Source organism: Pseudomonas sp. ML96 (assembly GCF_000761545.1).
Lineage (GTDB): Bacteria > Pseudomonadota > Gammaproteobacteria > Pseudomonadales > Pseudomonadaceae > Aquipseudomonas.
Genome location: NZ_JPMY01000046.1, coordinates 88,976 through 100,717, shown reverse-complemented (window position 1 = coordinate 100,717; position 11,742 = coordinate 88,976). Strand labels below are relative to the sequence as shown.

General features: G+C 65.7%; 12 protein-coding genes. 4 read left to right on the top strand and 8 right to left on the bottom strand.

The window, feature by feature from the left end; all coding sequences use genetic code 11:
- Positions 1 to 62: 62 nt before the first annotated feature.
- The gene (locus IP89_RS21915) at positions 63 to 968 is read left to right on the top strand and encodes a LysR family transcriptional regulator (protein ID WP_043312043.1); all 906 of its coding nucleotides are present in this window, start codon (positions 63 to 65) and stop codon (positions 966 to 968) included.
- Between the two features lie 50 nt (positions 969 to 1,018).
- Here the strand turns inward: IP89_RS21915 and IP89_RS21910 are convergent, their stop codons facing one another.
- The 6 genes from IP89_RS21910 to oscA all read right to left on the bottom strand — a co-directional run bounded on the left by IP89_RS21910 (position 1,019) and on the right by oscA (position 6,126).
- Positions 1,019 to 1,780, bottom strand: coding sequence for a hypothetical protein (locus IP89_RS21910; protein WP_043312041.1), 762 nt, complete (start codon positions 1,778 to 1,780; stop codon positions 1,019 to 1,021).
- Between the two features lie 200 nt (positions 1,781 to 1,980).
- Complete coding sequence (locus tag IP89_RS21905) at positions 1,981 to 2,970, bottom strand: sulfate/molybdate ABC transporter ATP-binding protein (RefSeq protein ID WP_043312040.1); 990 nt, start codon at positions 2,968 to 2,970, stop codon at positions 1,981 to 1,983.
- A gap of 3 nt (positions 2,971 to 2,973) precedes the next feature.
- Positions 2,974 to 3,846: a sulfate ABC transporter permease subunit CysW gene (cysW, locus tag IP89_RS21900; RefSeq protein WP_043312039.1), complete on the bottom strand. Its 873-nt coding sequence runs from the start codon at positions 3,844 to 3,846 to the stop codon at positions 2,974 to 2,976.
- A gap of 10 nt (positions 3,847 to 3,856) precedes the next feature.
- Positions 3,857 to 4,675 (bottom strand): sulfate ABC transporter permease subunit CysT, encoded by an 819-nt coding sequence (gene cysT, locus IP89_RS21895; protein WP_043312037.1) that lies wholly within the window; start codon positions 4,673 to 4,675, stop codon positions 3,857 to 3,859.
- A 161-nt stretch (positions 4,676 to 4,836) separates the two neighbouring features.
- Positions 4,837 to 5,835: a sulfate ABC transporter substrate-binding protein gene (locus IP89_RS21890; RefSeq protein ID WP_043312036.1), complete on the bottom strand. Its 999-nt coding sequence runs from the start codon at positions 5,833 to 5,835 to the stop codon at positions 4,837 to 4,839.
- 108 nt (positions 5,836 to 5,943) lie between these two features.
- Positions 5,944 to 6,126, bottom strand: coding sequence for a sulfur starvation response protein OscA (oscA, locus tag IP89_RS21885; RefSeq protein ID WP_043312034.1), 183 nt, complete (start codon positions 6,124 to 6,126; stop codon positions 5,944 to 5,946).
- 281 nt (positions 6,127 to 6,407) lie between these two features.
- Here oscA and IP89_RS21880 point away from each other — a divergent pair, with 281 nt between their 5' ends.
- The 3 genes from IP89_RS21880 to IP89_RS21870 all read left to right on the top strand — a co-directional run bounded on the left by IP89_RS21880 (position 6,408) and on the right by IP89_RS21870 (position 9,067).
- On the top strand, positions 6,408 to 7,376 hold the full coding sequence (locus IP89_RS21880) for a sensor domain-containing diguanylate cyclase (protein ID WP_043312032.1): 969 nt from the start codon (positions 6,408 to 6,410) through the stop codon (positions 7,374 to 7,376).
- Between the two features lie 99 nt (positions 7,377 to 7,475).
- A complete protein-coding gene (locus tag IP89_RS21875; protein WP_043312030.1) occupies positions 7,476 to 8,057 on the top strand; it encodes an alpha/beta hydrolase in 582 nt (193 codons plus the stop codon).
- A 101-nt stretch (positions 8,058 to 8,158) separates the two neighbouring features.
- Positions 8,159 to 9,067 (top strand): sigma 54-interacting transcriptional regulator, encoded by a 909-nt coding sequence (locus IP89_RS21870; RefSeq protein ID WP_043312029.1) that lies wholly within the window; start codon positions 8,159 to 8,161, stop codon positions 9,065 to 9,067.
- Positions 9,068 to 9,117: 50 nt separating this feature from the next.
- Here IP89_RS21870 and IP89_RS21865 read toward each other — a convergent pair whose 3' ends face one another.
- Both IP89_RS21865 and IP89_RS21860 read right to left on the bottom strand, forming a co-directional pair.
- Positions 9,118 to 10,338: an acyl-CoA dehydrogenase family protein gene (locus IP89_RS21865; RefSeq protein WP_043312027.1), complete on the bottom strand. Its 1,221-nt coding sequence runs from the start codon at positions 10,336 to 10,338 to the stop codon at positions 9,118 to 9,120.
- Positions 10,328 to 11,302, bottom strand: coding sequence for an aliphatic sulfonate ABC transporter substrate-binding protein (locus IP89_RS21860; protein ID WP_043312026.1), 975 nt, complete (start codon positions 11,300 to 11,302; stop codon positions 10,328 to 10,330). Before IP89_RS21860 ends, IP89_RS21865 begins: the two co-directional genes overlap by 11 nt.
- Positions 11,303 to 11,742 lie beyond the last annotated feature (440 nt).

Genomic DNA, 11,742 nt, shown 5'->3' with positions numbered 1-11,742 from the left:
AACTCACTCCGAGATAGCCTGAATGGGCAAATTTTGCGCTACAGCTTGAGGTCTACGCATAGATGCGCCGCAGAATCCCCAGCACCGCCGCCCTGGTGGCCTTCGAGTCGGCCGCTCGCCACCAGAGCTTCACCCGCGCCGCCGACGAACTGGCGCTGACCCAGAGCGCGATCTGCCGGCAGATCGCCGGGCTGGAGGAGTTCCTCGGCATCGAGCTGTTCCGCCGCTCGCGGCGCGGCGTGCGCCTGACCGAGGCGGGCCTTGCCTACAGTCGCAAGGTGGCCGCGCAGCTCGACGCGGTGGAGCGCGACACCCTGGCCGCGATGGGCCAGCAGGGTGCCCAAAGCCTTGAGCTGGCAGTGGTACCGACCTTCGCCACGCAGTGGCTGGTGCCGCGGCTGAAAGACTTCCAGCGCCTGCACCCGGAAGTGACGGTGCACCTGACCAACCGCACGCGGCCCTTCCTGTTCGCCGATACCGGTTTCGATGCCGCCATCTACTTCGGCGACGGCGAGTGGTCCGGTACCGAGGCCCATGTGCTGATGCCCGAGGAGCCGCAGCCGGTGTGCAGCCCCGAGCTGCTGGCCGGGCGCGAGCAGTTCAGCGCCGCCGAGCTGGCGACCCTGCCGCTGCTGCAGCAGAGCACCCGGCCCTACGCCTGGCGCCAGTGGTTCTCTGGTCAGGGGCTGAACGTGTCGCGCGATCTGAGTGGGCCGCGCTACGAGCTGTTCTCCATGCTGGCCCAGGCGGCCAGCCACGGCATGGGCGTGGCGCTGATCCCCCCCTTCCTGATCGAGCGCGAGCTGGCCGAGGGGCGGCTGGTGCTGGCGCACCCGGCGGCGCTGCTGAGCAGCGACAAGGCCTACCGCCTGATGATTCCCGAGCGCAAGGTCGAGTCGGCCGCCCTGCGCGCCTTCCGCGACTGGCTGCTGCTGGCGGCGCGCGAGTATCGCGGCGAGCGGGCATGAAAAAACCGGGCAGTGGCCCGGCTTTTTCAGGGGATGTCGAGTGTGGCGGTTTACTGGCCGGCGACCTGGCCCAGGGAAATCCACTGCGCGGTCATGGAGCGCGCATGGCGGTCCACGGTGGTCGGCGCGAAGGCGCGGCCGGAGGTGCTGGCCAGGGTGTTGCTGCCGCTGTTCATGTCCATCAACGCGGCGCGCAGGAACTTCCAGCGGGTTTGCAGCTTGGCCAGGGCAGGGTTGCTCTTGCCGTCCATGCCGCCCAGCTCCTTGTCGATCTTCGGCACCAGGGTGCGCTCGTCCTGGCCGACGTAGTTGTCGGTCTGCTCGCGGGCGATTTCAAAGCTGCCGACGTAGGAGCGGCTGAGGTATTGCACGGCCAGGTATTCGACTTGCGCCGGCAGCTCGCCGAGCGGATCGGCGTTGGGCACGGCACGGGCCACGGTCAGCAGTTCACGCAGCGACTGGGCCAGATCCTGGGGGTAGTCCCAGGGCATGTCGTCTTCTTTGGGGCCAAAGGAAACACCCAGGCGTAACTGGGTAACAAGTTTGTTGGTCAATCCGGGTATTTCCGAACTGGCGCTCATGGCCGCCTGGGAGGCGGTCTCCAGGTCGGCGATATCCTTCTCCAGACGCTGCAGATGCTCTTCCTGGAAGCCCTCGCCGCGGACCAGTAGCAGGCTGCTGGTGGCTCGGCTGGCATACACCTGGACCTGCTCGGCAGCGGTCATGGCAGCCGCCTGGGCCATGGTCGAGAGGGCGGCCATAATCCCTAGCGTTATGGAAAACAACAGTCGAATCAAAGGACTACGATTCATCCCCGGTCGCTCCTTATTATTCTTGTCGACGCGTATGGTTCGGTTGGCCTGCGGGCCGTTGGCAAGCGTGGCAAAAGCCTACTGCCCTTGCCATAGCAAAGGATGAGCCAAAAGAGTGATTTGCATCATGATTTTGGCGCCGCCAGACCGGCGGAGCCGCCGTACTCCCTGGGGAGGGGAGTACGGCGCAGAGCACGGGCTCAGAACGAGCTGTGCTGTTGCCAGACCTTGGGCTTGAAGTACAGGGTCTCGCCGCGGGCCAGGCCGCTCAGGCTGTCGTGATCCTTGACCACTTCGGCCTCGATCAGCTCTTCCTGGCCGTCGACCTTGAGGGTCACCCGGGTGATGGCGCCGAGCGGGCGAATGTCGCGCACTTCTGCCGCGCGATGTTCCTCGACCGCCTGACGTGACAGCGACACTTCGTGCGGGCGGAACAGCAGGTGCTCGTCGCCGCCGATGTGCAGGCGGTTGGAGTCGCCGAGGAAGTGGTAGACGAAGTCGCTGGCAGGGTTCTCGTAGACCTCGCCCGGCGAGCCGATCTGCTCGATCACGCCCTTGTTCATCACCACGATGCGGTCGGCCACTTCCATGGCTTCTTCCTGGTCGTGGGTGACGAACACCGAGGTCAGGTTGATCTCCTCGTGCAGGCGCGCCAGCCAGCGGCGCAGCTCCTTGCGCACCTTGGCATCGAGGGCGCCGAAGGGTTCGTCGAGCAGCAGGATCTTCGGCTTCACCGCCAGGGCGCGGGCCAGGGCGATACGCTGGCGCTGGCCGCCGGAGAGCTGTTCCGGGTAGCGGTCGGAGAGCCAGTCGAGCTGCACCATGTTGAGCAGTTCGTGGACCTTCTCGGCAATCTCCGGCTCGCTCGGGCGCTCGCCCTTGGGCTTCATGCGCAGGCCGAAGGCGACGTTGTCGAACACCGTCATATGGCGGAACAGGGCGTAGTGCTGGAACACGAAGCCGACGTTGCGATCGCGCACGTCGTGCTGCGAGACGTCTTCGCCGTGGAACACGATGCTGCCGTTATCCGGGGTTTCCAGGCCGGCGATGATGCGCAGCAGGCTGGTCTTGCCGCAGCCGGACGGGCCGAGCAGGGCGACCAGTTCGCCGCTGCGGATGTCCAGGTTGATGTCGTTGAGGGCGCGGAAGGCGCCGAAGTGCTTGCTGACGTTACGGATTTCAATGGACATGAGTTATTCCTCGTCGGCATTCGACTTGAGACGGGACAGACGTGCTTCGCTCCACTGCTTGAGCAGCAGGATGATCAACGCGAGCAGCAGCAACAGGCTGGCGACGCTGAAGGCGGCGACGTGGTTGTATTCGTTGTAGAGGATCTCGACGTGCAGCGGCAGGGTGTTGGTGACGCCGCGGATGTGCCCGGACACCACCGACACCGCGCCGAACTCGCCCATGGCCCGCGCGGTGCACAGCACCACGCCGTAGATCAGGCCCCATTTGATGTTCGGCAGGGTCACGTGCCAGAACATCTGCCAGCCGTTGGCGCCGAGCAGGCGCGCGGCCTCTTCCTCCTGGGTGCCCTGCTCCTGCATCAGCGGGATCAGTTCGCGGGCGACGAAGGGGAAGGTGACGAACAGGGTGGCCAGGACGATGCCGGGCACGGCGAAGACGATCTGGATGTCGTGGTCGGACAGCCACGGGCCGAACCAGCCCTGGGCGCCGAACATCAGCACGTAGATCAGGCCGGCGATCACCGGCGACACCGAGAACGGCAGGTCGATCAGGGTCACCAGCACGCTCTTGCCGCGGAACTCGAACTTGGTCACGCACCAGGCGGCAGCGACGCCGAACACCACGTTGAGCGGTACCGAGATGGCCACGGCGATCAGCGTCAGCTTCAGCGCGGCGAGCGCGTCCGGCTCGATGATGGCCTCGAAGAAGGTGCCGAGGCCGAGCTTCAGCGCCTCGCTGAGCACCACGTAGAGTGGCAGCAGGAGGAACAGGGCGAAGGCCAGCCAGGCCAGACCGATGAGGACGCGACGGCCGAGCACGTTGCCACGGCGGGACGCATTGGCGGCAGCTGCCGCAGTCAGGGATGCACTAGACATGGCGGGCTCCTCAAGGCGTCTCGATACGGCGCTGCAGCAGGTTGATCAGCAGCAGCAGGACGAAGGACACCACCAGCATCAGCACGCCAATGGCAGTGGCACCGGTGTAGTCGTACTGGTCGAGCTTGACCATGATCAGCAGCGGCAGGATCTCGGTCTTCATCGGCATGTTGCCGGCGATGAAGATCACCGAGCCGTATTCGCCGACGCCACGGGCGAAGGCCAGGGCGAAGCCGGTCAACCAGGCCGGCAGCAGCGCCGGCAGGAGGATGTGGCGGAACACCTGCAGCGGCTTGGCGCCCAGGCAGGCGGCGGCCTCTTCCACTTCACGCGGGATGTCGGCCAGCACCGGCTGCACGGTCCGCACCACGAACGGCAGGGTGACGAAGGTCAGTGCCAGGGTGATGCCGAGCGGGGTGTAGGCGATCTTGAAACCGAGGTCGGTGGCGAACTGGCCGACCAGGCCGGCCGGCGCGTACAGCGCGGTCAGGGCGATGCCCGCTACGGCAGTGGGCAGGGCGAACGGCAGGTCGATCATCGCTTCGATGATCTTGCGCCCGGGGAAGCGGTAGCGCACCAGGACCCAGGCCAGCAGGGTGCCGATCACGCCATTGACCAGAGCGGCGGCGAAGGCGGTACCGAAGGAGAGCTTGAGCGCGGCGAGCACGCGGGGAGCGCTGATGATGTTCCAGAACTGCGTCCAGGTGAGGTCGAAGGTCTTGATGAACATGGCAGCCAGGGGAATCAGCACCAACAGGCTGAGGTACACCAGGGTGTAGCCCAGCGTCAGCCCGAAGCCGGGTATGACGGGGGAGATACGGCGTGACATTGTCTGTCCTTTATCTGCCTGGTTGTTGAGCAATCAGGAATGCTCGGAAAAGGTGGCGGTGGCCACCGCTTCCTTGGCGCAACGAAGGGAAGCCGAGGCTTCCCTTGCGTTATCTGCTACCGGGCCGGGGATTCTAACCCCTGTCGGCCCGTGGCATGGACTTACTGAGCTTGGTAGATCTGGTCGAATACACCGCCGTCGTTGAAGAACTTCGGCTGCGCGCTCTTCCAGCCACCGAAATCGCTGTCGATGGTGACCAGTTTCAGGTTCGGGAACTGCTTGGTGAACTCGGCGGCGACCTTCTCGTCACGCGGACGGTAGAAGTTCTTCGCGGCGATGCGCTGGCCTTCCTCGCTGTACAGGTACTGCAGGTAGGCGGTAGCGACTTCGCGGGTGCCTTTCTTGTCGACGTTCTTGTCGACCACGGCCACCGGCGGCTCGGCCAGGATGGACAGGCTCGGTGCGACGATCTCGAACTGGTCGCCACCTTGTTCTTTCAGAGCCAGGAAGGCTTCGTTTTCCCAGGCCAGCAGCACGTCGCCGATCTTGTTGTTGACGAAGGTGATGGTCGAGCCGCGGGCGCCGGTATCCAGCACCGGTACGTGCTTGTACAGCTCCTGCACGTATTCCTGCGCCTTGGCTTCGCTACCGTACTGCTGCTTGGCCCAGGCCCAGGCGGCCAGGAAGTTCCAGCGCGCACCGCCGCTGGTTTTCGGGTTCGGGGTGATGACTTCCACGCCGCTCTTGGTCAGGTCGCCCCAGTCCTTGATGCCTTTCGGGTTGCCCTTGCGTACCAGGAACACGATGGTCGAGGTGTAAGGAGTGCTGGATTGCGGCAGGCGGGCTTGCCAGTCCTCGGGGATCAGCTTGCCGAGCTTGTTCAGTTCGTCGATGTCGCCGGCCAGGGCCAGGGTCACCACGTCAGCCTTGAGGCCGTCGATCACGGCGCGGGCCTGCTTGCCGGAGCCGCCATGCGACTGCTGTACGGTCACGGCCTCGTGGCCCTTGGCTTGCCAGTACTTGTTAAAGGCAGCGTTGTATTCCTGATACAGCTCGCGGGTCGGGTCGTAGGACACGTTGAGCAGTTCGGTGGCCGCGGCGGCCTGGCCGGCGAACAGGGCGGAGGCCAGGGCGGCCAGAGCGAAACGACGGATGGACATGGTGCTACTCCTGAATACTCGGTGTTGTTCTTGGGTGTTGGCGTTCTGAGGTTTGCCCCGGCCTGCGTCTACGGCGCACGACCGGAGCGGGGAGATGCTCGGTGTGAATCAGGCTTGCTTGCCGTTCTGGGCCTGCAGGCGGAATTTTTCCTTGCGTTCGATCTGCACCACCTGGCCGTTGTGCACGGTGATCTCGACGGCGCCGAAGCGCAGGTTGTGCAGGGCGGACTGGATTTCGCGCAGGATGCTGGCTTCTTCCTGGCCTTCGACGCTTCTGAGAGTGGCGCTCATGATCTGCTCCTATGAATTGGGGCCCGAGGTGGGCGTGGAGCGGATATTAGGGGGAGATGATTTAGGCTTAAAAAGAATATTTAACGATTTATTTATTCTTTCTGAGTATATATCGGCGTTGATACCGCAGAATTTCACGCGGGTTCCCGCCGCTTAAAGACGGAACTCAAATTCCTGCCGCTCGTCACAAGCAGGCTTCCCAGGCATCGCCAGCGGTGCGCTGGCGCGCATAGTCTGTAGCCATGAACCCAGTAGCGATGAATCTCACGAGGCGGCGTCCGATGGACGACAACGAGCAGGCTCCCAGCGAGCTGGAGACTCTTACCCTGGCGCTGTTGCACAGCCGGGGCGAGGTCGAGCGCCTGCGCGAACGTGAACTGCTGGTCAGCAGCCTGCTGGGCAGCGTCAATGCCGTGCTGTGGGCCTTCGACTGGGAACAGCAGAAGATGGTCTACGTCAGCCCGGCCTACGAGCGCGTGTTCGGCCGCAGTGCCGCGCTGCTGCTGTCCGACTTCGACGAGTGGCGCAACAGCATCTACCCGGACGACATGGAGTACGCCGAGCAGAGCCTGCAGTCGGTGCTCGAGGTCGGCTCGGTGGAGCAGCGCGAGTACCGCATCATTCGCGCCGATGGCGAGGTGCGCTGGCTCAGCGACAAGTGCTTCATCAGCCCGCCCAACCTGTTCGGCGGGCAATCGCTGATTGTCGGCATCGCCGAGGACATCACCGAGAAGAAGGCCCTGCAGAGCGAACTGCACCGCCTGGCCACCAGCGACGTGCTGACCGGCGCGAGTAATCGCCGGCACTTCTTCGAGCATGCCGAGCAGCTGTTCGCCGAGGCCCAGGCCAATAGCCGGCCGCTGGCCTTCCTGCTGCTGGATATCGACGACTTCAAGAAGATCAACGACGGCCATGGCCACCAGATGGGCGATCGTGTGCTGCAGCGCGTGGCCCACTGCGGCGCCTACGTGGTGCGCCGCGACGATCTGTTCGGGCGCATCGGCGGCGAGGAGTTCGCGGTGATCTTCCCCAACTGCGATGCGACGCAGGCGCGCCAGGTGGCCGAGCGTCTGCAGCGCGAGGTGCAGCGTCTGCAGTTCCCCGCCGACGAGGGCAGTTTCGGCGTGACCATCAGCCAGGGCATCACCGTGCTCGGCGAGGGCGACGAGCTGGACGACCTTTACGCGCGGGCGGATGCGGCCATGTACCAGGCCAAGCGGCAGGGCAAGGACTGCATCGTACTGGGCTGAATTTGTGCACAAAGGAATAAGCAAATGAATTCTTATTCCTTAACACTCGATCTCTCCCTGCCTAGACTGGCCTCCGGAACGTTATGAAGGAGGCCCACCATGGCCAGCCAGACCACCAGTTACCTGATCCTGCCGGGATGGCAGGGTTCGCCGGACGACCATTGGCAGAGCCACTGGCAGCGCAGCCTGCCGCACGCTAGCCGGGTCGAGCAGGCGGACTGGAACAATCCCGATCCGCACAACTGGGTTGCCGCGCTCGAACAGCGCGTGGTCGCCGCCCGCGGCCCGCTGATCCTGGTGGCGCACAGCCTGGGTTGCATCACCGTCGCCCGCTGGGCCGCCCAGGCGCCGCTGAGTTCGCTGCGCAAGGTGCGTGGCGCCCTGCTGGTGGCGCCGGCTGATGTCGAGCGCGCCAACTGCCCCGAGGCCCTGCAGGGTTTCGCCCCGATCTCCCGCGAATTGCTGCCGTTCCCCAGCCTGCTGGTGGGCTCGGACAACGACCACGCCGCCAGTGCCGCGCGTGCCCTGCAGATGGCTCGCGACTGGGGCGCCCAGGCGGCGATCCTGCCGGGCGCCGGGCACATCAACGTGAAGTCCGGCCACCAGCGCTGGGAACAGGGTTTCGCCTACCTGTACCGCCTGCAACGGCAGATCGAACAGCTGGAGCGCCTGCGCGCATGAGCCCTTGTCCCCGCGTGTCGCGCCTGCGCGCGCGGCGACACCATCCCATTCCTATCTGAGCCGCCGCCCGGCGCCGGCTCACCTCGACAAGAGATTGCCCCATGAGCCGCCCCGCCTCCCCTCAGCAGGCCCTGCTGACCTTTGCCGATACCGAGAAGAGCCCACTGAGCATCCGCGCCAAGGCGCTGGTGTTCGTCGACCCGCGCTCGCGCCAGCTGCGCGAACGGGCCAATGCCCTGGCTGCGGCCGAACTGCCGGTGCTGATCAGCGGCGAGACCGGTACCGGCAAGGAGCTGCTGGCCCGGCATATCCACCGCGAGAGCGAGCGCGGCGGCCTGTTCGTCGCCGTCAGTTGCGGCGCCATTAGCCCGCAGTGGGGTGAGGCCGAGCTGTTTGGCCACGCCGCCGGCGCCTATTCCGGCGCCGCCAGCAGCCGCGCCGGCTGGTTCGGCTCGGCCAACGGCGGCACCCTCTACCTGGACGAGATCGGCGATTTGCCGCTGGCCCTGCAGGACAAGCTGCTGGCCGCCTTGGAGACCCGCGAGGTGCTGCGTGTCGGCAGTGCGCATGCCACGCCCGTGGATGTGCGCCTGGTCGCGGCGACCAGCATCGACCTGGCCCAGGCAGTGGCCGCCGGCAAGTTCAACGAACGCCTGCTGCATTACCTCGACGACGGCCGCCTGCCGTTGCCGGCTCTGCGCGAGCGGCCCGGCGACATCCTGCCGCTGGCCGAATACTTCCTCGGCATCTATGCCCAGCGCCTGGGTCTTCCGATTCCGCAGATAGGCGCGGCCGCGCAGACGGCTCTGGAGAGCCATCCCTGGCACGGCAATACCCGCGAGCTGGAGAACGTCATCCACTTCGCCCTGCTGGTCAGTGGCGACGAGGAGATCCTGCCGGAGCACCTCAACCTGCCACTGGAGGAGCCGCTGCACAGCATCGAACGCCAGCTGCCTCGTCTGAGCGGTGAGGAGCGCGCGCGGCTGCAGGCACTGCTGGCTGCCGGCTGAATGCAAAAGCGGGAGCCGCCCAGATGGACGGCTCCCGCTTCAGTTGCCTGTCAGGAATACAGCGAGGGCGTCGGCGCTACGCCGCTGGTCAGCCATTGGCCGATGTCGCGCACCTTGTAGTCCAGCGGGTCATGCAGGCTGTGCACCCGCACATTGCGCCAGAAGCGGTCGAAGCCATAGCGCGAGGCGGTCGAACGGGCGCCCATGGTCTCGAACACCTGGCTGGTGATCTCCAGCGCCGCGCGCGCCGAGGCGACCCTTGCTTCGGCGATCAGCAGAGCCACCTCGCCGCGTTCCGCAGTGCCCAGCGCAGGCTTGTCCCAGGCTTGCTGCAGGCGCTCGGCGGCCAGTTCGGCCTGCAGCAGGGCGCCGCGATAGAGCAGCCACAACTCGCCATAGCGTTTCTGGATAAAGGGGTCTTCCACCGCGGCTTCGACGCCGGCACCGGCCCATGGTCGCGCCTGCTCGCGCACGTAGCGCAGCGCGCCGTCCAATGCGCCCTGGGCGTTGCCCAGGTAGAGCTGGGTGAGGATCAGCTGCGACACGCAGACCCGCAGGCTGCTGCGCGGGCTCTGGCCGCCGGAGAGCAGCAGCTCGTCGCGGTCGACGAAGACGTTCTCGAACTGCACCGTGCCGCTGTCGGTCTGGCGCTGGCCGAAGGCGTCCCAGTCGTCGTTGATCGCCAGGCCTTCACGCTGCGCCGGCAGTACGACGAATACCCGCTCGCTGGCGCCGCGTGGCGCGCTGACCACCAGCGCGTCGGCGCCGAGGGCGCCGGAGCAGAACGACTTGCGCCCGTTCAGCTCGAAGTGTTCCTCACGCGCCTCCAGGCTCAGGCCCAGGTCGCGGCCGTTGGTGGCGTTGCCCCAGAACCAGCGCTCGCGCACCGCGCGGGTCAGCCAGTGGCGCTGCTGCTCGGCGCTGCCGTGCAGGAGGATGGTCGCCACCTGCAGGTGGTTGAAGGCGAACAGGTGGGCCAGCGAGCTGTCGGCGGCGGCCAGGTGGCGGACGATGCGGTAGATCTCCGGCCAGGACTTTTCCTGGCCGTCGAAGCGTTGCGGGATGGCCAGGCTGAGCAGGCCGCTGTCGCGGATCAGCTCGCGTTCGGCGCGCGCATGGCCGCCCTGGCGATCTCGCGCGACCGCGTTCTCGCCGAGCTTGCGCGCCAGGCGCTCGACCTTGGCGGTGAGATTGCCGAAGTCGACCGGGAACAGCCGCGCATCGAGCAGCGTCTCGGCGTTGGGGTGCAGTTGCCGGGCTTCACTGGGCATCGCGCGGCTCCGGCTGCCAGACGGCGACGTCGCTGGCATTCACGCGCTTGGGCAGCAGGCCCTCGGCGAAGAAGGCGTCGGCGATCTTCTGCTGTTCGCCCAGGCCGTTCTTCTCTACCGGACGGACTTCATAGCTGCGACGGCTGTTGGCCTGCTCGACGATGGCGGGATCGAGGTTGCCCCACAGCGGGCCGAGGATCTTCGCTGCCTCGGCCGGGTTCGCGCGTAGCCACTTGCCGGCCTTGGCCAGCTCTCCGTAGACGGTCTGCAGCACCTGCGGGTGCTCCTTGGCGAAGCGGGTGCTGGTCAGGTAGTAGCGCTGGTAGCTGGCCAGGCCCTGGCTGCTCGCCAGGGTGCGGGTTGGCAGCTGGCGCTGGGCGGCGCTGAGGAAGGGTTCCCAGATCACCCAGGCGTCGACCTTGCCGTTCTCGAAGGCGGCGCGGCCGTCGGCGGGCGTCAGGTAGGCCGGCTGGATATCGCTGAATTTCAGGTTGGCTTTGGCCAGCGCGGCGATCAGCAGGTAGTGGGCGCCGGCAGCCTTGGTCACTGCCACCTTCTTGCCCTTGAGCTCGGCCAGGTTCTGCAGTGGCGAGCCTTCGCGCACGAGAATCGCCTGGGCGGACGGCGAGGGCGTCTCGCGGGCGAAGTAGGCGAGCTGCGCGCCGGCGGCCTGGGCGAATACCGGCACGGTGTCGGCGACGTCCGCGGAAATATCCACGTTGCCGACGTTGAGCGCCTCAAGCAGCGGCTGGCCGCTGGCGAACTCATGCCAGCTGACCTTGATGTCATGGGCGGCCAGGGCTTTTTCCAGGTTGCCCTGGCTCTTCAGCAGGCTGATCAAGGTGGAGGATTTCTGGTAGCCGATGCGCAGCGCGGTTTCCGCCTGGGCGGGTACGGCGGCGAGCAGGCCGAGACTCAGGCCGAGGCCGAGCAGGGTGCGGCGGGATAGGGGATGACGGGACATGGTGGGGCTCTCGATAGGGCGTCCCGGCCATGACGAGGCGGCGGAACACGGAAACTTCGGGTGGAGAAGCGAGAAGTCCGGTGGTCCGGTCGATGAAATCTAGTCGATCTAAAAAACAGCCAGCAAATAATTTTCAGGAATTAGCTTATAGACCAGTTGGTCACGATATATTCCTTTTTGTTTCATAAAACTGAAAAATAATTCTTTTTTGGGCTTACCAAAATCTCATACATTTGCCGCCAAGCCGGTGCCGGAGCATTGCACCGAGCCGAATAACTACAAGGGGCAGTGACCCCAAGCCCACAAGCAGACCAAGAAAATACCTGGAGCACCTCATGAACAAGTCGACCCTGGCCCTCGCCGTCGCCCTTGCTGCAGTCGCGCAGCAGGCTTCCGCCGGTGGCTTCATCGAAGACAGCAAGGCCACCCTCGGCCTGCGC